The organism is Escherichia sp. MOD1-EC6021, from assembly GCF_002965245.1.
Classification (GTDB): Bacteria; Pseudomonadota; Gammaproteobacteria; order Enterobacterales; family Enterobacteriaceae; genus Escherichia; species Escherichia coli_F.
In genome coordinates, this window is record NZ_PTRU01000015.1 from 19384 (window position 1) to 42778 (window position 23395).

The following is a 23395-nucleotide window of genomic DNA, read 5'->3' on the forward strand; positions in this document are numbered from 1 at the left end:
GAGCTGAAAAAATCAATACTTTTAGTGAATAATGGGGATAATTTATTTTTCATAGCGATAAAATGTGGTTTGTGAAAACAGGGAAACGTTTGCGTTGCAATATAAATTGTATGACATATTAACTGTGATGATATTTATCGCGTGAGGACGGTAAGAAACATTTATATAACAAATGAAATGAATTGATGAGTAAGTAACCAAAAACGAGAAAACCCGGCAACAAATGTCACCGGGGAAGGGGAGATTACGTGCAGATTTCGTAGCAAGGGATGTAGGCTGAGCCTGGCAACTTCATACGATGCTGGGCAACAAAACCCTGTAGCAGGTCATCCATACGACGCATAATCTCTTTATCGCCGTTGATTTTATAAGGACCAAACTCTTCAATAGCGCGAATACCGACTTCTTTTACGTTACCCGCCACAATACCGGAAAACGCACGGCGCAGGTCAGCAGCCAGCACTTCAACGGGTTGATCCGGGTAAAGCTTCAGATTAGCCATATTCTCGTGAGACGGCTCAAACGGCATTTGCAAATCTGGCGCAATGCGCATTGACCAGTTAAAGCTGTAGGCATCGCCTGTGTCGCGGCGATTTTCTTTCACCAGCGGCATCGATTTTTTCATCTGACGAGCGACTTCAGCGGCGTCATCAATGATGATGCGGTAATAGCGGCGCGCGTTTTCACCCAACGTATGCACGACAAACTCGTCCAGTACGCGGAAATAGTCGGCGCTCTCTTTCGGGCCGGTGAGGATCAATGGTAAAACCTGATCTTTGTTGGCCGGGTTCATTAAAATTCCCAGCAAATACAGCAACTCTTCTGCCGTACCCACACCGCCAGGGAAGATAATGATGCCGTGAGCGATACGAACAAAAGCTTCCAGACGTTTTTCGATATCCGGCATGATGATCAATTCGTTGACCAGCGGGTTAGGCGGTTCAGCGGCGATAATCGACGGCTCTGTCATACCAATAAAACGACTGTCTTTGTAACGCTGCTGTGCGTGTCCGACCGCAGCACCTTTCATTGGCGCTTCCATCGCTCCCGGACCACAGCCGGTGCAGATATTCAGCTCACGCAGGCCCAGCTGATTCCCGACGCGACGGGCATACAAATACTCGTTTTCGTTAATTGAGTGCCCGCCCCAGCAGACCACCATATTTGGCGCTTCACCGACATGCAGTGCGCGAGCGTTACGCAAGATGGAAAAGACCAGGTTAGTGATGTGGACGGAGTTGTCGAGATTCAGGTTGGGAAAACGAACGGTGTTATGGATTTGCCCGTAAACGAAGAGAATGTCACGCAGAACCGCGAACAAGTTGGCCTGCAAAGCGCGAATAATTCGCCCATCGACAAAAGCCTCTTCCGGGGGATTAATCAGTTCCAGCTTTACGCCGCGTTCACGGCGCAGGACGTTAATATCGAAATTTTCAAAACGAGACAGCAATTCTTTGCTGTTATCGGTCAAACTACCGGAGTTCAGTACGGCAAGTGAACAGTTGCGAAACAGTTGATAGAGGTCGCTGCTGGCGGTGCGTTTAAGCATATCCACTTCCAGCTGCGACAACATATCCATGGAGCCAAGCGGGCTAATATGTGTAATCAAGAAAAACTCCTTATGGGACGAATATCGTCATTCCCTTTGATTACAATAGCCCTGCCTGATGACCTTTCACAACCTTCTGCGTGAATCCAGCACGCAAAATTGAGAAAAAATTTATTGCCGAACCAGTCTTGTGGTCGATGGGACAAAATCGCTATTACTGCGCCACGGGTTAATGTCCAGACCGCCACGACGGGTATAACGTGCGTAAACGCTCAATTTCTCTGGCTGGCAGAAGCGTAACAGGTCATTAAAGATGCGTTCCACGCACTGTTCGTGGAACTCGTTGTGATGACGGAAAGAAACCAGGTAACGCAGCAGTTTTTCTCTGTCAATTTGGCGTCCACGATACTGAATTTGGATCGCTCCCCAATCTGGTTGATGGGTGATCAGGCAATTTGATTTCAGCAGATGGCTGACGAGCGTCTCTTCTACTACTTTTTCGCCACTGGTGGCATTCTCCAGATAGTCAGTAGTGAATTCATAGTTATCGATAGTGATATCCTGGTCATCAATGCAAGTGCCATTGAAATGACCTATCGGTTGGCCTTCCAGTTCATCAAGACGATATAACGCCACGCTAACCTTACCCTGGGCGCAGGTGCTTAAGTCGCGCTCCAGCGTCTGGCGCACCTCATCCCAGTTATTAAAACGCGTCTGGTTAAAACTGTTGAGATAGAGCTTAAAACTCTTCGACTCAATCAGATTTGCGCTGGTGTAATCAAGTTCAACATGACCGACGGCGACCTGCGGCAAACCTTTCGCATTCAGCCAGGAAAGTTCATATAGCGTCCAGATATCCGTACCATGAAAAGGCAGGTTATCCGCTTTCAGACCCAGCGGATCGCGATTCAGACTACGCGGAACGCCTTGTAGCAGGCTGGCGTCATAGGTATCCCGGTAATCGGTTGATTTTCCAAGAGTCAGGCCCGCAAGTGCCTGATGGTTTGCATAAGAAGACATGTTTCACCGTCATAAACCAGATAAACTAAACGACAAGTGTATCTGGTTTAAGTGAAGAGAGAAATTAGTGGACGATTTGACCGCACAAGCCCTGAAAGATTTTACTGCACGCTACTGCGATGCGTGGCATGAAGAGCATAAAAGCTGGCCGTTAAGTGAGGAACTGTACGGCGTTCCTTCACCGTGCATTATTTCAACCACCGAAGACGCTGTATACTGGCAACCCCAGCCGTTTACCGGTGAACAAAATGTAAACGCGGTTGAACGTGCTTTTGATATTGTGATACAACCCACGGTTCATACTTTTTACACGACCCAGTTTGCCGGGGATATGCACGCGCAGTTTGGCGATATCAAACTGACATTGCTGCAAACCTGGAGTGAAGACGACTTCCGTCGGGTGCAGGAAAATCTGATTGGTCATCTGGTGACTCAGAAAAGGCTAAAACTGCCGCCCACGCTATTTATCGCGACGCTGGAAGAAGAGTTAGAGGTCATCTCGGTGTGTAATCTCTCCGGTGAAGTGTGCAAAGAGACGCTGGGAACACGCAAACGGACGCATTTAGCCTCAAATCTTGCGGAATTCCTTAATCAACTTAAGCCTCTTCTGTAATCCAAATACCCCATCTTGTTGTGAGAGATCTCTTACAGACTCTGTAGGAGATCGCCAGGAAATAAGCGAATACTTAAAAAGATAAGAATCGTTATTTTCATTTAAAATCAATATATTGCTTGTTAATTCTTAACTTTCATATGAAATTTTCCTTAAGGCATTGTCTGTAAGCGCCTTGTAAGACTTCGCGAAAAAGACGATTCTATCTTCGTCGACAGGGAGTCAGACAACGAAGTGAACATCAGGATGATGACACTTCTGAAGGACACACCAGGAGGGTGTTTCAGGGAAAGGCTTCTGGATGAAGCGAAGAGGATGACGCAGGACGCGTTAAAGGACACCTCCAGGATGGAGAATGAGAACCGGTCAGGATGATTCGGTGGGTCAGGAAGGCCAGGGACACTTCAGGATGAAGTATCACATCGGGGTGGTGTGAGCAGGAAGCAATAGTTCAGGATGAACGATTGGCCGCAAGGCCAGAGGAAAAGTTGTCAAGGATGAGCAGGGAGCAACAAAAGTAGCTGGAATGCTGCGAAACGAACCGGGAGCACTGTGAATACAGTGCTCCCTTTTTTTATTCCTGCTATCCTTCGCGGCAGTTTTTCTTATTGAGGTTGCTTTATGACCACTCATGACCGCGTTCGTCTCCAGTTGCAGGCGCTTGAAGCGTTACTGCGTGAACATCAGCACTGGCGAAACGATGAACCCCAGCCGCATCAATTTAACAGTACCCAACCGTTCTTTATGGACACCATGGAACCACTGGAGTGGTTGCAATGGGTGCTGATCCCGCGAATGCACGATTTGTTAGATAATAACCAGCCATTACCGGGCGCTTTTGCTGTTGCACCCTATTATGAAATGGCGCTGGCGACGGACCATCCGCAACGCGCGCTTATTCTGGCTGAGCTGGAAAAACTGGATGCTCTTTTTGCGGATGATGCGAGCTGATGCTGGAAATAATCTACCAGGATGAATGGCTGGTTGCGGTAAATAAACCCTCCGGCTGGCTGGTTCACCGCAGCTGGCTGGATCGCGACGAGAAAGTAGTGGTCATGCAAACCGTGCGTGACCAGATTGGTCAGCATGTATTTACCGCGCATCGGCTGGATCGACCGACGTCCGGCGTATTGCTGATGGGACTATCCAGCGAGGCCGGACGGCTGCTGGCACAACAGTTTGAACAGCACCAAATCCAGAAACGTTACCATGCGATTGTGCGCGGCTGGCTGATGGAAGAGGCTGTGCTGGATTATCCGCTGGTGGAAGAACTGGACAAAATCGCTGATAAATTCGTCCGCGAAGATAAAGGTCCACAGCCAGCGGTGACACATTATCGCGGTCTGGCGACCGTAGAAATGCCTGTAGCGACCGGACGTTACCCGACTACGCGCTACGGTCTGGTGGAACTGGAGCCGAAAACAGGACGCAAGCATCAGCTCCGTCGCCATCTTGCCCACTTGCGCCATCCGATTATTGGCGACAGCAAACATGGTGATTTACGTCAAAATCGTAGCGGTGCTGAACATTTTGGCCTTCAGCGGTTAATGCTGCATGCCAGTCAGTTGTCATTGACACATCCTTTTACTGGCGAGCCGTTGACTATTCACGCGGGCCTGGACGGCACCTGGATGCAGGCGTTATCACAATTTGGCTGGCGGGGTCTGCTTCCTGAAAATGAAAGGGTTGAGTTCAGTGCGCCATCGGGTCAGGATGGAGAGATAAGTTCCTAATCCAGGGAGAAAACGGTATGGCGGAAATTGGTATTTTTGTGGGCACAATGTACGGAAATTCGCTGTTAGTGGCGGAAGAAGCGGAAGCAATTCTGACCGCGCAGGGCCACAAAGCAACGGTATTTGAAGATCCTGAATTAAGCGACTGGCTGCCCTATCAGGATAAGTATGTTCTGGTGGTTACGTCCACGACCGGGCAGGGCGACCTTCCTGATAGCATTGTGCCGCTCTTTCAGGGAATTAAAGATACCCTGGGCTTCCAGCCGAATCTGCGTTATGGCGTGATTGCGCTCGGCGACAGTAGTTATGTGAATTTCTGCAATGGCGGCAAACAGTTCGATGCCTTGTTGCAGGAACAGAGTGCGCAGCGGATAGGGGAAATGCTGCTGATTGACGCCAGTGATAACCCGGAACCGGAAACGGAATCAAATCCGTGGGTCGAACAGTGGGGCACGCTGTTGTCCTGAAAAATTGCCGTTTTAAGCAAACTGAATCGAATCTTTTCAGGCAAATGCCAGTAAAAACTGCTTCATAGCGCGGATTTTTACTGGCGTTTGCCTGGAGTCAAGCGATCCATTTCATACTCTTCTTTATTTCTTCGTTTTAACCCTTCCTTTCTTGTTCTTGTTTTCATTTCCGTGAAGTGGATTCCACCGTCCAGGGCTAATGCCAAAATCGGGCCTCATTGAACGCATTAATGTTGTGTTGTTGCACGGTGAGCCGCTATGGCGCGCTTTTTATACTGTTATTGCCAGATATAAACACGCGCCGTATTCGGCGAACGACCTATAAAAACGGCAAAAAATACCCTACGTCACCTCTGATTTCCTGGCGATGTCGCAGTCCAGAGTGAGCGTGGCTAACGCGAATTTTCAGGAGTGCAACAATGAGTTCTTTAAGTCAGGCTGCGAGCAGTGTGGAAAAACGCACGAATGCTCGTTACTGGATAGTGGTGATGTTGTTTATCGTCACATCCTTCAACTACGGCGACCGCGCTACGCTCTCTATCGCCGGTTCGGAAATGGCCAAAGATATCGGCCTTGATCCTGTGGGAATGGGCTATGTGTTCTCTGCTTTCTCATGGGCTTATGTTATCGGGCAGATCCCTGGTGGCTGGTTGCTGGACCGTTTTGGTTCAAAACGCGTCTACTTCTGGTCGATCTTTATCTGGTCGATGTTTACCTTGCTGCAAGGCTTCGTCGATATCTTTAGTGGATTCGGCATTATCGTTGCCCTGTTTACGCTGCGCTTCCTGGTCGGGCTTGCTGAAGCGCCATCTTTCCCCGGTAACAGTCGCATTGTAGCGGCCTGGTTTCCGGCGCAGGAAAGGGGAACTGCAGTGTCTATTTTTAACTCCGCCCAATACTTCGCAACGGTGATCTTCGCGCCGATTATGGGCTGGCTGACTCATGAAGTGGGTTGGTCACATGTCTTCTTCTTCATGGGCGGTCTGGGCATTGTCATCAGCTTTATCTGGTTGAAAGTCATCCATGAGCCAAATCAACATCCGGGCGTAAATCAGAAAGAGCTGGAGTACATCGCCGCGGGTGGTGCGCTGATCAATATGGATCAGCAAAATACCAAAGTTAAAGTGTCGTTCAGCGTGAAGTGGGGGCAGATCAAACAGCTGCTCGGGTCACGGATGATGATCGGCGTTTATATCGGTCAGTACTGTATCAACGCCCTGACTTACTTCTTCATTACCTGGTTTCCGGTTTATCTGGTGCAGGCACGCGGGATGTCGATTCTGAAAGCGGGCTTTGTGGCTTCCGTACCGGCGGTTTGCGGTTTTATCGGCGGCGTGTTGGGGGGGATTATTTCAGACTGGCTGATGCGCCGCACAGGTTCGCTGAACATTGCGCGTAAAACACCGATCGTGATGGGCATGTTGCTATCAATGGTGATGGTGTTCTGTAACTACGTCAACGTTGAGTGGATGATCATCGGCTTTATGGCGCTGGCCTTCTTCGGTAAGGGCATTGGGGCGCTGGGTTGGGCTGTAATGGCAGATACCGCGCCAAAAGAGATCAGCGGTCTTTCCGGTGGCCTGTTCAATATGTTTGGTAACATTTCCGGTATCGTCACGCCAATCGCAATTGGTTATATCGTTGGCACGACTGGCTCCTTTAATGGGGCGCTGATTTATGTTGGTGTTCATGCCCTAATCGCGGTACTGAGCTACCTGGTGCTGGTGGGCGATATCAAGCGTATCGAGTTGAAACCTGTTGCGGGGCAATAAGATGGCGACACAATCCAGTCCTGTTATTACTGATATGAAAGTCATTCCGGTGGCCGGGCATGACAGCATGTTGCTTAATATTGGTGGTGCACATAACGCATATTTCACCCGCAATATTGTGGTACTCACCGATAACGCCGGGCATACCGGTATTGGTGAAGCGCCCGGCGGAGAGGTGATTTATCAGACACTGGTCGATGCTATTCCGATGGTGCTGGGCCAGGAGATCGCACGACTGAATAAAGTGGTTCAGCAGGTGCATAAAGGTAATCAGGCAGCCGATTTTGATACCTTCGGCAAAGGTGCCTGGACTTTTGAATTGCGCGTTAATGCCGTGGCGGCGCTGGAAGCCGCCTTGCTTGACCTGCTAGGTAAGGCGCTGAATGTTCCGGTCTGCGAACTGTTAGGGCCAGGCAAGCAACGCGATGCTATTACCGTCCTCGGTTATCTGTTTTATATCGGTGATCGGACCAAAACCGATCTTCCTTATCTGGAAAATACGCCGGGCAACCATGAGTGGTATCAATTGCGGCATCAGAAAGCGATGAACAGCGAAGCCGTTGTGCGTCTGGCGGAAGCTTCACAGGAACGCTATGGCTTTAAAGATTTCAAACTTAAGGGCGGAGTGTTACCTGGCGAGCAAGAAATCGACACTGTTCGTGCATTGAAGAAACGCTTCCCGGATGCGCGAATTACCGTTGATCCCAACGGTGCATGGCTGCTTGATGAAGCCATTTCTCTGTGCAAAGGGCTGAATGATGTTCTCACCTATGCGGAAGACCCGTGCGGCGCTGAGCAGGGTTTCTCCGGACGTGAAGTGATGGCGGAGTTTCGACGGGCGACCGGCTTGCCCGTCGCGACTAACATGATCGCCACCAACTGGCGCGAAATGGGCCATGCGGTGATGCTCAATGCGGTAGATATTCCACTTGCCGATCCGCATTTCTGGACGCTTTCCGGTGCAGTCCGCGTGGCGCAACTTTGCGACGACTGGGGGCTGACCTGGGGCTGCCATTCTAATAACCACTTTGATATCTCTCTGGCGATGTTTACCCATGTGGGCGCGGCGGCACCGGGTAATCCTACCGCTATCGATACCCACTGGATTTGGCAGGAGGGAGATTGTCGCCTGACCAAAAATCCGCTGGAGATTAAAAACGGAAAAATTGCCGTTCCTGATGCGCCCGGTCTGGGCGTGGAACTGGACTGGGAGCAGGTACAAAAGGCGCATGAGGCCTATAAACGTCTGCCTGGCGGTGCGCGTAACGACGCGGGCCCGATGCAGTACCTGATCCCCGGCTGGACCTTTGACCGTAAACGTCCCGTTTTCGGCCGTCATTGATTTTGAAAAAGGACATAGATATGAGTTTTCAATTTACGACGCCTGTTGTTACTGAAATGCAGGTCATCCCGGTGGCGGGCCATGACAGTATGCTGATGAATCTGAGTGGTGCACACGCACCGTTCTTCACGCGTAATATTTTGATTATCAAAGATAATTCTGGTCACACTGGCGTAGGGGAAATTCCCGGCGGCGAGAAAATCCGTAAAACGCTGGAAGATGCAATTCCGCTGGTGGTGGGTAAAACGCTGGGTGAATACAAAAACGTTCTGACGCTGGTGCGTAATACATTTGCCGATCGTGATGCCGGCGGGCGCGGTTTGCAGACATTTGATTTGCGTACCACTATTCATGTAGTTACCGGGATAGAAGCGGCAATGCTGGATCTGTTGGGGCAGCATCTGGGGGTAAACGTGGCATCGCTGCTGGGCGATGGTCAACAGCGTAGCGAAGTCGAAATGCTCGGTTATCTGTTCTTCGTCGGTAATCGCAAAGCCACACCGCTGCCGTATCAAAGCCAGCCGGATGACTCATGCGACTGGTATCGCCTGCGTCATGAAGAAGCGATGACGCCGGATGCGGTGGTGCGCCTGGCGGAAGCGGCATATGAAAAATATGGCTTCAACGATTTCAAACTGAAGGGCGGTGTACTGGCCGGAGAAGAAGAAGCCGAATCTATTGTGGCACTGGCGCAACGCTTCCCGCAGGCGCGTATTACCCTCGATCCTAACGGTGCCTGGTCGCTGAACGAAGCGATTAAAATCGGTAAATACCTGAAAGGTTCGCTGGCTTATGCAGAAGATCCGTGTGGTGCGGAGCAAGGTTTCTCCGGGCGTGAAGTGATGGCAGAGTTCCGTCGCGCGACTGGCCTGCCGACCGCAACCAATATGATCGCCACCGACTGGCGGCAGATGGGCCATACGCTCTCGTTACAATCCGTTGATATCCCGCTGGCGGATCCGCATTTCTGGACGATGCAAGGTTCGGTACGTGTGGCGCAAATGTGCCATGAATTTGGCCTGACCTGGGGGTCACACTCTAACAACCACTTCGATATTTCCCTGGCGATGTTTACCCATGTAGCCGCTGCTGCACCGGGTAAAATTACTGCTATTGATACGCACTGGATCTGGCAGGAAGGCAATCAGCGTCTGACCAAAGAACCGTTTGAGATCAAAGGCGGGCTGGTACAGGTGCCGCAAAAACCAGGATTAGGCATAGAAATCGATATGGATCAGGTGATGAAAGCCCACGAGCTGTATCAGAAACACGGGCTTGGCGCGCGTGACGATGCCATGGGGATGCAGTACCTGATTCCTGGCTGGACGTTCGATAACAAGCGTCCGTGCATGGTGCGTTAAGACAGAAAACCAAAACCGGCTCTGTCAGGAGCCGGGTTGAGTCTGATGCCAAACGCAAAATTGCCTGTTGCGCTACGTATCAGGCCTACATTATTTTTTTAATTCATTGAATTTAATTGGTGTTTATGCCGGATAAGGCGTTAACGCCGCATCCGGCATAAACACAGGCACCTTGTCACCAGTCTGAAACCAGCGTTATAAAAAGCCGATTGCTACTCGACAAGACGTCCATTACCCAAGAATTTTGCTGGCTTCGCGCGCCACATTATCCATCTCGTCCAACAGTTCCAGCAGCTCCGGCTCCAAATCTTCTTCTTTAGTACCGCTACGTAGCTGTTGTTCGATCAGTTGGCAGAGATTCTTCATACGCGGCACACCGCTATAGCCGCAACTGCCATGCAGTTTATGAATCAAATCAACCAAGCCTTCCGGGTTTTCTCCAACCAGCTGTTCCTCAACTTTGTTGCGAACTTCAGGCAGGAAATCGAGTAACATTTGCAGCATATCGCGCGCTAAATCGGTTTTTCCTGCTGCCTGGCGTAGTGCCAGTTGCCAGTCGAGGGTCGCATTCGGGTTCACCACAATTTCATTGACTTCGGGGGTCACGACGCGAGAGGAAATACCGCTGCCAGGCTTGTAGCGCAACAGCAAATTATGCAATCGTTCTTCTTCAATCGGTTTCGCCAGATAATCGCTCATCCCTGCGCCAAGCAGCTTCTCTTTTTGCCCGGCCATTGCATGCGCCGTTACCGCGATAACCGGCGTTTGTTGCTGATGTGGGAGCTGGTGGATGAGTTCGCAGGCCCGAATTCCGTCCATGTCCGGCATTTGAATATCCATTAAGATCAGATCGAACGGCATCTGTTTCGCCCGTTCAACGGCCTGATGCCCGCTATCGCAAAGCTCTACATGTTGCACCATATCTTCCAGTAACGCGCCGATAAGTTTCAGGTTAGCGGGGTTGTCATCAACCGCCATGACAGTCATTGCCAGCTTACTTTCATCGGTAACAGGCAAAAGCGTGTTTTGTTTGTGATGACAAAATTCCGTCAGGGCAGGGAACAGGCGCGTAGGTGTTAATGGTTTCAGCAGACACGCGCCGATACCATCTTGCTTAAGTTTTTCAGCATTGACTTGTGCATGGCAAGGAAGTGCCAGCATCAGAAAATCGGTCATCGATACCGCTTTCGCTAATCGCTCATGTTGCATTGTTAGCGGCTCGCGGAAGGTCACCGCAATGCCTAATAACATCATGTCGTAATGCGCGGGAGGCAGCGCGGAGAACGTTGGGCTATAAACCACTTCCAGCGGCGTTTCACTTAAAATATCCAGCGTGCATTGCGCTGCTGCGGAGTTTGGTTCGACATAGGCCAGGCGCTTGCCGGCGAGGCACTGGGTGGATGGCCCTTCGATAATAATGTTCGGATTCAGATCGAGATTAATGTGGAACCAGAAAGTTGAACCGCGATTCGGCTGGCTATGGAACGAAATATCGCCGCCCATTTCATTAACCAGTTTTTGTGTAATCACCAGCCCCAGCCCGGTGCCACCATGACGGCGGGAAATACTGGCATCAGCCTGTCGGAAGGCCTGGAATAAGCGCGATTGATCGCGTTCCGGAATACCAATGCCGGTATCCCGAATCTGTACTTCAATCTGCACTTTGGTATTACTCAGCGCACGTTTTTCTACCAGAATATCAATGTTGCCATTCTCGGTGAATTTAATTGCATTCCCCACCAGGTTAGTGATGATTTGCTGTAATCGCAGTGGGTCGCCAATTACGTTATCGGGCACGTCGCTCTTAATATTGAGCGTCAGTTCCAGCCCTTTATCGTGAGAAGAATGTGCCAGCAGGGTAACGACTTCATCCAGCGTGCTGCGTAGTGGGAATGGAATACTTTCCAGAATCAGCTTACCTGCTTCCAGTTTCGAAAAGTCGAGAACATCATTAATAATTGCCAGCAAATTATTTGCCGAACGTTCAATCGTATTCAGGTGGTCGCGCTGCGTTGGCGTTAATTCTGTTTTCAGCGTCAGGCGGGTAAAGCCAATAACGCCATTGAGCGGAGTTCGCAGCTCGTGGGACATATTTGCCAGAAACTCAGACTTAATCCGCGCCGCTTCCTGGGCACGTTTTTTCGCCAGATCCAACTCAACGTTCTGAATTTCCATCTGCTCCAGCGTTTCACGTAGATCGGACGTCGCCTGGTCGATATTGTGCTGCATCTCTTCGTGATAAGCTGCCAGCGACATTGCCATCGAGTTGATACCGTTTTTCAGCATATCCAGCTCGCCGAGCATAAATCCTTCCACCCGGCTGTCGAGTTGCCCGCGACGGATGCGGTCGACGGTATTCACCATGTTGCGAATCGGACCGGTTACATCGCGCATTAAGCGCCAGCCAAAAATAAGCGCAATACCGATACAAAACAGCATCATCACGCTGGAAATAAAGATCTCTTTATATTGCTGCAAGCGAACCGATTTAAGATCCAGCTCAAGCGCAATATATCCCAACATATTTTGACTATTTTTGGCATCGCTACTGGGCGATTCGTCGGGGGAGTAACTCTCAGAAATAATCGGCGTGCGGAGGATCATAATATCGCCGTCACGAGTGACAGTGAGCTGGCGAGGAAACGGCACGTTGCTGCCGAGCTGCATTGATGAGGGATCAAGATGAAAATTGGAGGTGACAAAGAGTCGGTTATTTTCATCATAAACCGAAATCGCGCGAACAATATCGGAATGGCGACGATGCAGTACGCTTATTAACTGACCGATAGATTCGCGATTTTGCAGGCTCATGCCATATTCAGTAGAAACTGCAAGCGGCTCAATAATGCTGGCTCCGGCATCTTCCAGTTGACGCTGCAAGTCGTTATAGCGATGCACGACGAAAAAGATACTCAGCAATAAACCAATAAGGACGGTCGGTGCCAGGATCAGAATCATCATGCGTGCGCGCAGGCTGTAGTTGGTCATGGAGTTCCGTTATGGGACAATTAAGGTCACACTGTTAAATTGAGAAAGTCTCGCCAATGGCGCAATTCTACTCTGCAAAACGACGCACGACGACGCGTCAGATCATAACTGTTTCAGTCAACGACCTCGACTCTTTTGGTCAGGGCGTGGCACGACATAACGGCAAAGCGTTATTTATTCCTGGATTATTGCCACAGGAAAACGCGGAAGTTACTGTTACTGAAGATAAAAAACAGTACGCCCGAGCTAAAGTCGTGCGCCGGTTAAGCGATAGCCCGGAACGCGAAACGCCACGCTGCCCTCATTTTGGCGTATGCGGTGGCTGTCAGCAACAACACGCCAGCGAGGATTTACAGCAGCGAAGCAAAAGTGCGGCACTCGCCCGATTAATGAAACACGAAGTCTCTGAAGTGATCGCCGATGTTCCCTGGGGCTATCGCCGTCGCGCGCGTTTAAGTTTGAACTACTTACCGAAAACACAGCAACTTCAGATGGGGTTTCGCAAAGCGGGCTCCAGTGACATTGTCGACGTTAAACAATGCCCCATTTTAGTGCCCCAACTTGAAGCATTGCTGCCCAAAGTCAGGGCATGCCTTGGCAGCTTACAAGCTATGCGCCATCTTGGTCATGTTGAACTGGTACAAGCAACCAGCGGTACGCTGATGATTTTGCGCCATACCGCACCGCTAAGTTCGGCAGATCGCGAAAAACTGGAACGCTTTTCGCATTCTGAAGGCCTGGATCTGTATCTCGCCCCCGATAGTGAGATACTCGAAACCGTCTCTGGTGAGATGCCCTGGTATGACTCAAACGGGTTGCGCTTAACTTTTAGCCCGCGCGATTTTATTCAGGTCAATGCGGGTGTGAACCAAAAAATGGTAGCGCGTGCGTTGGAATGGCTGGATGTACAACCTGAAGATCGCGTACTGGATCTGTTCTGCGGTATGGGCAACTTTACACTGCCATTGGCGACACAAGCTGCCAGTGTGGTGGGTGTAGAAGGCGTTCCGGCGCTGGTTGAAAAAGGCCAGCAGAATGCGCGTCTTAATGGCTTACACAATGTGACGTTTTATCACGAAAATCTTGAAGAAGATGTCACAAAGCAGCCGTGGGCGAAAAACGGCTTCGATAAAGTGTTGCTGGACCCGGCGCGAGCAGGTGCCGCAGGTGTTATGCAGCAAATTATAAAACTGGAACCTATTCGTATAGTTTATGTATCCTGTAATCCTGCAACGCTGGCTCGGGATAGCGAAGCGTTATTAAAAGCAGGATATACCATTGCGCGACTGGCGATGCTGGATATGTTCCCACACACGGGACATCTGGAATCGATGGTACTTTTCTCGCGCGTTAAATAGTTACGATTTGCCGATTTCGGCAGGTCTGGTCCCTAAAGGAGAGGACGATGGTTGCGGTAAGAAGTGCACATATCAATAAGGCTGGTGAATTTGATCCGGAAAAATGGATCGCAAGTCTGGGTATTACCAGCCAGAAGTCGTGTGAGTGCTTAGCCGAAACCTGGGCGTATTGTCTGCAACAGACGCAGGGGCATCCGGATGCCAGTCTGTTATTGTGGCGTGGTGTTGAGATGGTGGAGATCCTCTCGACATTAAGTATGGACATTGACACGCTGCGGGCGGCGCTGCTGTTCCCTCTGGCGGATGCCAACGTAGTTAGCGAAGATGTGCTGCGTGAGAGCGTCGGTAAGTCGGTCGTTAACCTTATTCACGGCGTGCGTGATATGGCGGCGATCCGCCAGCTGAAAGCGACGCATACTGATTCTGTTTCCTCCGAACAGGTCGATAACGTTCGCCGGATGTTATTGGCGATGGTCGATGATTTCCGCTGCGTGGTCATCAAACTGGCAGAGCGTATTGCTCATCTGCGCGAAGTAAAAGACGCGCCGGAAGATGAGCGCGTACTGGCGGCAAAAGAGTGCACCAATATCTACGCGCCGTTGGCGAACCGTCTTGGGATTGGACAACTGAAATGGGAGCTGGAAGATTACTGCTTCCGTTATCTCCACCCGACCGAATACAAACGCATCGCAAAACTGCTGCATGAACGCCGTCTCGACCGCGAACACTATATCGAAGAGTTTGTCGGTCATCTGCGCGCTGAGATGAAAGCTGAAGGCGTTAAAGCTGAAGTGTATGGTCGTCCGAAACACATCTACAGTATCTGGCGCAAAATGCAGAAAAAGAACCTCGCCTTCGATGAGCTGTTTGATGTGCGTGCGGTACGTATTGTCGCCGAGCGTTTACAGGATTGTTATGCCGCACTGGGGATAGTGCACACTCACTATCGCCACCTGCCGGATGAGTTTGACGATTACGTTGCTAACCCGAAACCAAACGGTTATCAGTCTATTCATACCGTGGTTCTGGGGCCGGGTGGCAAAACCGTTGAGATCCAAATCCGCACCAAACAGATGCATGAAGATGCAGAGTTGGGTGTTGCTGCGCACTGGAAATATAAAGAAGGCGCGGCAGCTGGCGGCGCACGTTCGGGACATGAAGACCGAATTGCCTGGCTGCGTAAACTGATTGCGTGGCAGGAAGAGATGGCTGATTCCGGCGAAATGCTCGACGAAGTACGCAGCCAGGTTTTTGACGACCGGGTGTATGTCTTTACGCCGAAAGGCGATGTCGTTGATTTGCCTGCGGGATCAACGCCGCTGGACTTCGCTTACCACATCCACAGTGATGTCGGACACCGCTGCATCGGGGCAAAAATTGGCGGGCGCATTGTGCCGTTCACCTACCAGTTGCAGATGGGCGACCAGATTGAAATTATCACCCAGAAACAGCCGAACCCCAGCCGTGACTGGTTAAACCCAAACCTCGGTTACGTCACAACCAGCCGTGGGCGTTCGAAAATTCACGCCTGGTTCCGTAAACAGGATCGTGACAAAAATATTCTGGCAGGGCGGCAAATCCTTGACGACGAGCTGGAACATCTGGGGATCAGCCTGAAAGAAGCAGAAAAACATCTGCTGCCGCGTTACAACTTCAATGATGTCGACGAGTTGTTAGCAGCGATTGGTGGCGGGGATATCCGTCTCAATCAGATGGTGAACTTCCTGCAATCGCAATTTAATAAGCCGAGTGCCGAAGAGCAGGATGCCGCCGCGCTGAAGCAACTTCAGCAAAAAAGCTATACGCCGCAAAACCGCAGTAAAGATAACGGTCGTGTGGTGGTAGAAGGTGTCGGCAACCTGATGCACCACATCGCGCGTTGCTGCCAGCCGATTCCTGGAGATGAGATTGTCGGCTTCATTACCCAGGGGCGCGGTATTTCAGTACACCGCGCCGATTGCGAACAACTGGCGGAACTGCGCTCCCATGCGCCAGAACGCATTGTTGACGCGGTATGGGGTGAGAGCTACTCCGCCGGATATTCGCTGGTGGTCCGCGTGGTGGCTAATGATCGTAGTGGGTTGTTACGTGATATCACGACCATTCTCGCCAACGAGAAAGTGAACGTGCTTGGCGTTGCCAGCCGTAGCGACACCAAACAGCAACTGGCAACCATCGACATGACTATTGAGATTTACAACCTGCAAGTGCTGGGCCGCGTGCTGGGTAAACTCAACCAGGTGCCGGATGTTATCGACGCGCGTCGGTTGCACGGGAGTTAGGCCGAAATTAGCTCGTATCTACAATGTAGATTGATATATACTGTATCTACATATGATAGCGGTTTGAGGAAAGGGTTATGATCCACAGTAGCGTAAAGCGTTGGGGAAATTCACCGGCGGTGCGGATCCCGGCTACGTTAATGCAGGCGCTCAATCTGAATATTGATGATGAAGTGAAGATTGACCTGGTGGATGGCAAATTAATTATTGAGCCAGTGCGTAAAGAGCCCGTATTTACGCTTGCTGAACTGGTCAACGACATCACGCCGGAAAACCTCCACGAGAATATCGACTGGGGGGAGCCGAAAGATAAGGAAGTCTGGTAATGGTAAGCCGATACGTACCCGATACGGGCGATCTGATTTGGGTTGATTTTGACCCGACAAAAGGTAGCGAGCAAGCCGGACATCGTCCGGCTGTTGTCCTGAGTCCGTTCATGTACAACAACAAAACAGGTATGTGTCTGTGTGTTCCTTGTACAACGCAATCAAAAGGATATCCGTTCGAAGTTGTTTTATCCGGTCAGGAACGTGATGGTGTAGCGTTAGCTGATCAGGTAAAAAGTATCGCCTGGCGGGCAAGAGGAGCAACGAAGAAAGGAACGGTTGCCCCAGAGGAATTACAACTCATTAAAGCCAAAATTAACGTGCTGATTGGCTAGGTGTTACTAACTCACTTCTATTCTGGTCACAGGTTTCCACCTGACAGACCCGCAATTTTCAGGACATTCTAATGAATCAAATCGACCGTTTGCTCACTATTATGCAGCGTCTTCGCGACCCGGAAAACGGCTGCCCGTGGGATAAAGAGCAGACATTTGCCACCATTGCACCTTACACCCTTGAAGAAACCTACGAAGTGCTGGACGCCATCGCCCGCGAAGACTTTGACGATCTGCGCGGTGAACTCGGCGATCTGTTGTTCCAGGTGGTGTTTTACGCGCAAATGGCTCAGGAAGAAGGGCGCTTTGACTTTAATGATATTTGCGCTGCGATTAGCGATAAATTAGAGCGTCGCCATCCGCATGTTTTTGCTGACAGTTCTGCCGAAAACAGTAATGAAGTGCTCGCCCGTTGGGAGCAAATCAAAACCGAAGAGCGCGCGCAGAAAGCGCAGCATTCGGCGCTGGACGATATTCCTCGTAGTTTGCCGGCTTTAATGCGTGCGCAAAAAATCCAGAAACGTTGCGCCAACGTTGGCTTTGACTGGACGACGCTCGGCCCGGTAGTCGATAAGGTCTACGAAGAGATCGACGAGGTGATGTACGAGGCGCGGCAGGCTGTTGTCGACCAGGCTAAACTGGAGGAGGAAATGGGTGACCTGCTGTTTGCCACGGTCAATCTGGCTCGTCATTTAGGGACAAAAGCGGAAATCGCATTGCAAAAAGCCAATGAAAAATTCGAGCGCCGTTTTCGCGAAGTGGAGCGTATTGTTGCCGCGCGTGGACTGGAAATGACAGGTGTTGACCTCGAAACAATGGAAGAAGTCTGGCAACAGGTAAAACGGCAGGAAATTGATCTCTAAGGGAATTACGCGGTCAAGCGCGATTTGTGTCATTTTTTAAATGACAAGCGCTTGATTTGCGTCAAAAACATTTACCCCAAAGGGGCTATTTTCTCACTCCTGATTTCAATAGTGCGCTGGCGAAGAGGAGGGATAATGAAAGTTTGTGGCACAGGTCATGTTCGGGTATACTGCTTTCCCGTCCTGGTTATTCCATCGTCTTTTCAACCTAACTTCTCAGGTTCAGCATGACAACGAACTATATTTTTGTGACCGGCGGGGTCGTATCCTCTCTGGGTAAAGGCATTGCCGCAGCCTCCCTCGCAGCCATTCTTGAAGCCCGTGGCCTCAATGTGACCATCATGAAACTGGATCCGTACATCAACGTCGATCCAGGTACTATGAGCCCAATCCAACACGGGGAAGTGTTCGTTACTGAAGACGGCGCTGAAACCGACCTGGACCTGGGGCACTACGAGCGTTTCATTCGTACCAAAATGAGCCGCCGCAACAACTTCACCACGGGTCGTATCTACTCTGACGTTCTGCGCAAAGAACGCCGCGGCGACTACCTCGGCGCAACCGTACAGGTTATTCCGCACATCACTAACGCTATCAAAGAGCGCGTGCTGGAAGGCGGCGAAGGTCATGACGTGGTACTGGTAGAAATCGGCGGTACTGTAGGTGATATCGAATCCCTGCCGTTCCTTGAAGCGATTCGCCAGATGGCTGTTGAAATTGGCCGTGAGCACACCCTGTTTATGCACCTGACGCTGGTGCCGTACATGGCAGCGTCTGGTGAAGTCAAAACCAAACCGACTCAGCACTCTGTAAAAGAACTGCTCTCCATCGGTATCCAGCCTGACATTCTGATTTGTCGTTCAGATCGCGCTGTTCCGGCGAACGAACGTGCGAAGATTGCATTGTTCTGTAATGTTCCGGAAAAAGCGGTTATTTCTCTGAAAGACGTCGATTCCATCTATAAAATTCCGGGCCTGTTGAAATCGCAGGGGCTGGACGATTATATTTGTAAACGATTCAGCTTAAACTGCCCGGAAGCGAATCTGTCCGAATGGGAACAGGTTATCTTCGAAGAAGCGAATCCGGTAAGTGAAGTCACCATTGGTATGGTCGGCAAGTACATTGAACTGCCGGACGCCTACAAATCCGTGATCGAAGCACTGAAACACGGTGGGCTGAAGAATCGTGTCAGCGTCAACATCAAACTGATCGATTCACAAGATGTTGAAACGCGCGGCGTTGAAATCCTTAAAGGTCTGGACGCAATCCTCGTACCTGGCGGTTTCGGCTATCGTGGCGTAGAAGGCATGATTACGACCGCGCGTTTTGCGCGTGAGAACAATATTCCTTATCTGGGCATTTGCCTGGGTATGCAGGTGGCGTTAATTGATTACGCTCGCCATGTTGCCAACATGGAGAACGCCAACTCTACGGAATTTGTGCCAGACTGTAAGTACCCGGTTGTGGCGCTGATTACCGAGTGGCGCGATGAAAACGGCAACGTTGAAGTTCGTAGCGAGAAGAGCGATCTCGGCGGTACCATGCGTCTCGGCGCACAGCAGTGCCAGTTGGTTGACGATAGCCTGGTTCGCCAGCTGTACAATGCGCCGACAATTGTTGAGCGTCATCGTCACCGTTACGAAGTCAACAACATGCTGTTGAAACAGATTGAAGATGCAGGTCTGCGCGTTGCGGGCCGTTCCGGGGATGATCAGTTGGTCGAGATCATCGAAGTTCCGAATCACCCGTGGTTCGTGGCTTGCCAGTTCCATCCGGAGTTTACTTCTACTCCACGTGATGGCCACCCGCTGTTTGCAGGCTTTGTGAAAGCCGCCAGTGAGTTCCAGAAACGTCAGGCGAAGTAAGTAAAAAAGTTAGAACGGCAACGCGTACCCAGGGTACGCGTTGTTTGTCTGGAGTTTCAGTTTAACTAGTGACTTGAGGAAAACCTAATGTCCAAAATCGTAAAAATCATCGGTCGTGAAATCATCGACTCCCGTGGTAACCCGACTGTTGAAGCCGAAGTACATCTGGAGGGTGGTTTCGTCGGTATGGCAGCTGCTCCGTCAGGTGCTTCTACTGGTTCCCGTGAAGCTCTGGAACTGCGCGATGGCGACAAATCCCGTTTCCTGGGCAAAGGCGTAACTAAAGCTGTTGCTGCAGTTAACGGCCCGATCGCTCAGGCGCTGATTGGCAAAGATGCCAAAGATCAGGCTGGCATTGACAAGATCATGATCGACCTGGACGGCACCGAAAACAAATCCAAATTCGGCGCGAACGCAATCCTGGCTGTATCTCTGGCTAACGCCAAAGCTGCTGCTGCCGCTAAAGGCATGCCGCTGTACGAGCACATCGCTGAACTGAACGGTACTCCGGGCAAATACTCCATGCCGGTTCCGATGATGAACATCATCAACGGTGGTGAGCACGCTGACAACAACGTTGATATCCAGGAATTCATGATTCAGCCGGTTGGCGCGAAAACTGTGAAAGAAGCCATCCGCATGGGTTCTGAAGTTTTCCATCACCTGGCAAAAGTTCTGAAAGCGAAAGGCATGAACACTGCTGTTGGTGACGAAGGTGGCTATGCGCCGAACCTGGGTTCCAACGCTGAAGCTCTGGCTGTTATCGCTGAAGCTGTTAAAGCTGCTGGTTATGAACTGGGCAAAGACATCACTCTGGCGATGGACTGCGCAGCTTCTGAATTCTACAAAGACGGTAAATACGTTCTGGCTGGCGAAGGCAACAAAGCGTTCACCTCTGAAGAATTCACTCACTTCCTGGAAGAACTGACCAAACAGTATCCGATCGTATCCATCGAAGACGGTCTGGACGAATCTGACTGGGACGGTTTCGCATACCAGACCAAAGTTCTGGGCGACAAAATCCAGCTGGTTGGTGACGACCTGTTCGTAACCAACACCAAGATCCTGAAAGAAGGTATCGAAAAAGGTATCGCTAACTCCATCCTGATCAAATTCAACCAGATCGGTTCTCTGACCGAAACTCTGGCTGCAATCAAGATGGCGAAAGACGCTGGCTACACTGCAGTAATCTCTCACCGTTCCGGTGAAACTGAAGATGCTACCATCGCTGACCTGGCTGTTGGTACTGCTGCAGGCCAGATCAAAACGGGTTCTATGAGCCGTTCTGACCGTGTTGCTAAATACAACCAGCTGATTCGTATCGAAGAAGCTCTGGGCGAAAAAGCACCGTACAACGGTCGTAAAGAGATCAAAGGCCAGGCATAAGCCTGACTTTATCTGATTTAAAAATGCCAGCCTTCGGGCTGGCATTTTTTATGGTTGAGTTACCAGCGACCGGAAGCACCGCCACCGCCAGAAGAACCGCCACCTCCGCTAAATCCGCCGCCACTTGAGCCGCCACCGGAAGAGGATGAAGAAGAACCTTTTCTTGAAGCTCTTTCTTTACCGAGCGTCTTGTATTTGGCTCGTAGCTTTTTATTAACGATAAGCCAAAAGATAAGCAGCGCTACGATCGCAAAAGGCGTTAACATACCGCAGGCAACGATTAAATTCGTCCATGGTCCTGGCTCGGCAACATAGAGGAATACCATCCCGTAAATTGCGGCAGTGAGAGTTATCCAGGGTAGATTCGACGGATCGGTAAAAACAATAAAATATGAAAGCGCTGCCAGCAATATAAGTACAGCAAGCGAAAATGGGATAGGGGGATTGATACTGTAATAATTCCCCCTGCCTTCCGGTAATTCACCATTCATCAGAAGTGCGCCGATATTTTCGCTTGCCAGTGTTAACCCCCCCATCAGGTCATCACTTTTGAAAGCAGGGATTAATATATCACGGATAATCTTTGCCGCTTGCAGGTCGGTAACCACCCCTTCCAGCCCATAGCCGACTTCTATACGAACAGCATGATCTTCCCAGGCAACCAGAAGTAAAATGCCATCGTTTCGCTGCTTATCTCCCAGTTTCCAGCTATCAAAAACGCGTGTTGCATATTGTTCAATGGTATCGTCTCCGGTGGATGGCACTATTAATACGGCAACCTGTGCCCGTGTTTTTTGTGTAATATCCTGCAGCTGTTGTGTCAGTGATTGTTGTTCAGACGTGCTTAAGGTACCAGTAATATCGGTCACCTGTTGGCGCAGCTCCGGCACAGCAATTTGCTGGGCAAGCACAGGAAGGCACCATAAAGTGAGTAGAAAAAGGATTATACGCATAACGATCACCAACGGTCGGATGAACCGCCACCGCCAGAAGAACCGCCGCCACCGCGGAAAGAGTTTTTCGACGAAGAACGAGAATGAGCATTACGATTCCCCGTTTTCTTGTTGCTTTTATGCCCTGATCCCAGTTTAAGATTGCCAGTAAATTTGGCCACAATGATCAGAAGAACGATGCCTGCAATGGTTATTGGGCCGATAAAATGATCAATTAGCCCAATAATTGTTGAGATGAACGCAATATCTTTATTACTGGCAAATACCAGGCACCATCCCACAACAATTATCAGCAGCACGACAAACAATGAATTTCGTCCTGATTCACGAACCTGCGGAGCCTTCTTTTGTTTTTTCACTTTAGCGTTTTTATTTTGGGGGGCCAGCATCATAGGAAATGCGCGGCATATATTAAAAACTACCGCGAGACGCTGCCAGCAGATTGCTGCGAAAAATAAACTAAAACAAACGACCGATACCCGTCGAATGATGACATCGTTCTGAAAGCAGAAAAACCAGACCATAGGGGTAATCATCGATATCATCCATATGCCAGGCCCTGGATGGGTGGTAAATCGCCAGAGGACAACGATGGCAACGATCATCAGCAGTGTCCAGGCAAGACATGGCAGAGAGCGTTGCGGATTAGCAAACAGATGATTGGCTAAAGCATCCAAAGGGCTAAGATTCGCTTTTATATAGGTAAACTGTGCGATGCTTTCAATTCCGCCCGTTAATCCAGCAAAGAGATTGTTTTTTTCGAATTCTGGCTGCATATGGTAACGAACAATTTGCGCAGCTTGTTCCGGCGGCAACATCTCTTCCAGTCCATGTCCAATCTTCATTGACGCCAGCCCTTCCGGCCATACTACGAGAATTAAGATACCTTCGCCATATCGCTTCTCTCCAACGGGTTTCCAGTGATATAACCCGTAGCTCTGCGAGGCTGCAAGTTTAATGTTTTTGCCCCCTGTGGTCGGCGTAACCAACACGGCCACCTGGAAGTGGTTTTGCTGCTCGAGAGTCTGTAATTGTTGATTTAAAGCAGTTTGTTCTTCTGTCGTTAATGTCCCGGTTAAGTCAGTTACTGAAGGCAATTGTTCAGCGAATGCCTGGAAACCATATAGCATCAGAAGTAAGAGAAAAATACGCATTTCAATTCCTTTTGTTACCAGCGCCCGG

19 protein-coding genes are annotated in these 23395 nt (G+C 50.3%); 14 read left to right on the forward strand and 5 right to left on the reverse strand.

Annotated features, from left to right (window positions below; translation table 11 throughout):
- Positions 1-244 precede the first annotated feature (244 nt).
- Both ppnN and queF read right to left on the reverse strand, forming a co-directional pair.
- Complete coding sequence (gene ppnN / locus BEB54_RS17200; protein WP_105276674.1) at positions 245-1609, reverse strand: nucleotide 5'-monophosphate nucleosidase PpnN; 1365 nt, start codon at positions 1607-1609, stop codon at positions 245-247.
- Between the two features lie 111 nt (positions 1610-1720).
- Complete coding sequence (gene queF / locus BEB54_RS17205; protein WP_054249920.1) at positions 1721-2569, reverse strand: NADPH-dependent 7-cyano-7-deazaguanine reductase QueF; 849 nt, start codon at positions 2567-2569, stop codon at positions 1721-1723.
- Between the two features lie 67 nt (positions 2570-2636).
- On the opposite strand from queF, the gene syd reads away from it, so the two are divergent.
- The 7 genes from syd (at position 2637) to gudD (ending at position 9857) form a co-directional block, all read left to right on the forward strand.
- Complete coding sequence (syd, locus tag BEB54_RS17210) at positions 2637-3182, forward strand: SecY-interacting protein (protein ID WP_000342437.1); 546 nt, start codon at positions 2637-2639, stop codon at positions 3180-3182.
- Positions 3183-3803: 621 nt separating this feature from the next.
- Positions 3804-4133, forward strand: a complete 330-nt coding sequence (locus tag BEB54_RS17215; RefSeq protein WP_000206991.1) for a YqcC family protein — start codon at positions 3804-3806, stop codon at positions 4131-4133.
- On the forward strand, positions 4133-4915 hold the full coding sequence (gene truC, locus BEB54_RS17220) for a tRNA pseudouridine(65) synthase TruC (RefSeq protein ID WP_032303690.1): 783 nt from the start codon (positions 4133-4135) through the stop codon (positions 4913-4915). Before BEB54_RS17215 ends, truC begins: the two co-directional genes overlap by 1 nt.
- Before the next feature lie 17 nt (positions 4916-4932).
- A complete protein-coding gene (locus BEB54_RS17225; protein ID WP_032303689.1) occupies positions 4933-5382 on the forward strand; it encodes a flavodoxin in 450 nt (149 codons plus the stop codon).
- A 419-nt stretch (positions 5383-5801) separates the two neighbouring features.
- Entirely contained in the window at positions 5802-7154 is a 1353-nt protein-coding gene (gene gudP, locus BEB54_RS17230) for a galactarate/glucarate/glycerate transporter GudP (RefSeq protein ID WP_000097090.1), read from the forward strand.
- A 1-nt stretch (position 7155) separates the two neighbouring features.
- A complete protein-coding gene (locus BEB54_RS17235; protein WP_105276673.1) occupies positions 7156-8496 on the forward strand; it encodes an enolase C-terminal domain-like protein in 1341 nt (446 codons plus the stop codon).
- A 20-nt stretch (positions 8497-8516) separates the two neighbouring features.
- Positions 8517-9857: a glucarate dehydratase gene (gene gudD / locus BEB54_RS17240; protein WP_105276672.1), complete on the forward strand. Its 1341-nt coding sequence runs from the start codon at positions 8517-8519 to the stop codon at positions 9855-9857.
- 231 nt (positions 9858-10088) lie between these two features.
- On the opposite strand, the gene barA is transcribed toward gudD, so the two are convergent.
- Complete coding sequence (gene barA, locus BEB54_RS17245) at positions 10089-12845, reverse strand: two-component sensor histidine kinase BarA (protein ID WP_000186438.1); 2757 nt, start codon at positions 12843-12845, stop codon at positions 10089-10091.
- A gap of 56 nt (positions 12846-12901) precedes the next feature.
- Between barA and rlmD the strand changes: the two genes are divergently transcribed.
- The 7 genes from rlmD (at position 12902) to eno (ending at position 21260) form a co-directional block, all read left to right on the forward strand.
- Positions 12902-14203: a 23S rRNA (uracil(1939)-C(5))-methyltransferase RlmD gene (gene rlmD, locus BEB54_RS17250; protein ID WP_000046780.1), complete on the forward strand. Its 1302-nt coding sequence runs from the start codon at positions 12902-12904 to the stop codon at positions 14201-14203.
- A 47-nt stretch (positions 14204-14250) separates the two neighbouring features.
- Positions 14251-16485: a GTP diphosphokinase gene (gene relA, locus BEB54_RS17255; protein WP_000226815.1), complete on the forward strand. Its 2235-nt coding sequence runs from the start codon at positions 14251-14253 to the stop codon at positions 16483-16485.
- Between the two features lie 77 nt (positions 16486-16562).
- Entirely contained in the window at positions 16563-16811 is a 249-nt protein-coding gene (gene mazE / locus BEB54_RS17260; RefSeq protein ID WP_000581937.1) for a type II toxin-antitoxin system antitoxin MazE, read from the forward strand.
- Positions 16811-17146: an endoribonuclease MazF gene (mazF, locus tag BEB54_RS17265; protein ID WP_000254750.1), complete on the forward strand. Its 336-nt coding sequence runs from the start codon at positions 16811-16813 to the stop codon at positions 17144-17146. The genes mazE and mazF overlap by 1 nt, the downstream gene beginning before the upstream one ends.
- Before the next feature lie 71 nt (positions 17147-17217).
- On the forward strand, positions 17218-18009 hold the full coding sequence (gene mazG / locus BEB54_RS17270) for a nucleoside triphosphate pyrophosphohydrolase (RefSeq protein ID WP_032185017.1): 792 nt from the start codon (positions 17218-17220) through the stop codon (positions 18007-18009).
- 227 nt (positions 18010-18236) lie between these two features.
- Positions 18237-19874, forward strand: coding sequence for a glutamine hydrolyzing CTP synthase (pyrG, locus tag BEB54_RS17275; RefSeq protein WP_000210878.1), 1638 nt, complete (start codon positions 18237-18239; stop codon positions 19872-19874).
- Positions 19875-19961: 87 nt separating this feature from the next.
- A complete protein-coding gene (eno, locus tag BEB54_RS17280) occupies positions 19962-21260 on the forward strand; it encodes a phosphopyruvate hydratase (RefSeq protein ID WP_000036723.1) in 1299 nt (432 codons plus the stop codon).
- Between the two features lie 59 nt (positions 21261-21319).
- Here the strand turns inward: eno and BEB54_RS17285 are convergent, their stop codons facing one another.
- A complete protein-coding gene (locus BEB54_RS17285) occupies positions 21320-22222 on the reverse strand; it encodes a TPM domain-containing protein (protein WP_123059746.1) in 903 nt (300 codons plus the stop codon).
- Positions 22219-23367, reverse strand: coding sequence for a TPM domain-containing protein (locus tag BEB54_RS17290; RefSeq protein ID WP_105276670.1), 1149 nt, complete (start codon positions 23365-23367; stop codon positions 22219-22221). The genes BEB54_RS17285 and BEB54_RS17290 overlap by 4 nt, the downstream gene beginning before the upstream one ends.
- Between the last annotated feature and the right edge of the window lie 28 nt (positions 23368-23395).

Excerpts from the sequence above, each read along its gene's own strand:
- queF (WP_054249920.1), bottom strand. The coding sequence starts at position 2,569 with ATGTCTTCTTATGCAAACCATCAGGCACTTGCGGGCCTGACTCTTGGA.
- BEB54_RS17215 (WP_000206991.1), top strand. The coding sequence starts at position 3,804 with ATGACCACTCATGACCGCGTTCGTCTCCAGTTGCAGGCGCTTGAAGCG.
- truC (WP_032303690.1), top strand. The coding sequence starts at position 4,133 with ATGCTGGAAATAATCTACCAGGATGAATGGCTGGTTGCGGTAAATAAA.
- BEB54_RS17225 (WP_032303689.1), top strand. The coding sequence starts at position 4,933 with ATGGCGGAAATTGGTATTTTTGTGGGCACAATGTACGGAAATTCGCTG.
- gudP (WP_000097090.1), top strand. The coding sequence starts at position 5,802 with ATGAGTTCTTTAAGTCAGGCTGCGAGCAGTGTGGAAAAACGCACGAAT.
- BEB54_RS17235 (WP_105276673.1), top strand. The coding sequence starts at position 7,156 with ATGGCGACACAATCCAGTCCTGTTATTACTGATATGAAAGTCATTCCG.
- gudD (WP_105276672.1), top strand. The coding sequence starts at position 8,517 with ATGAGTTTTCAATTTACGACGCCTGTTGTTACTGAAATGCAGGTCATC.
- barA (WP_000186438.1), bottom strand. The coding sequence starts at position 12,845 with ATGACCAACTACAGCCTGCGCGCACGCATGATGATTCTGATCCTGGCA.
- rlmD (WP_000046780.1), top strand. The coding sequence starts at position 12,902 with ATGGCGCAATTCTACTCTGCAAAACGACGCACGACGACGCGTCAGATC.
- relA (WP_000226815.1), top strand. The coding sequence starts at position 14,251 with ATGGTTGCGGTAAGAAGTGCACATATCAATAAGGCTGGTGAATTTGAT.
- mazE (WP_000581937.1), top strand. The coding sequence starts at position 16,563 with ATGATCCACAGTAGCGTAAAGCGTTGGGGAAATTCACCGGCGGTGCGG.
- mazF (WP_000254750.1), top strand. The coding sequence starts at position 16,811 with ATGGTAAGCCGATACGTACCCGATACGGGCGATCTGATTTGGGTTGAT.
- mazG (WP_032185017.1), top strand. The coding sequence starts at position 17,218 with ATGAATCAAATCGACCGTTTGCTCACTATTATGCAGCGTCTTCGCGAC.
- pyrG (WP_000210878.1), top strand. The coding sequence starts at position 18,237 with ATGACAACGAACTATATTTTTGTGACCGGCGGGGTCGTATCCTCTCTG.
- eno (WP_000036723.1), top strand. The coding sequence starts at position 19,962 with ATGTCCAAAATCGTAAAAATCATCGGTCGTGAAATCATCGACTCCCGT.
- BEB54_RS17290 (WP_105276670.1), bottom strand. The coding sequence starts at position 23,367 with ATGCGTATTTTTCTCTTACTTCTGATGCTATATGGTTTCCAGGCATTC.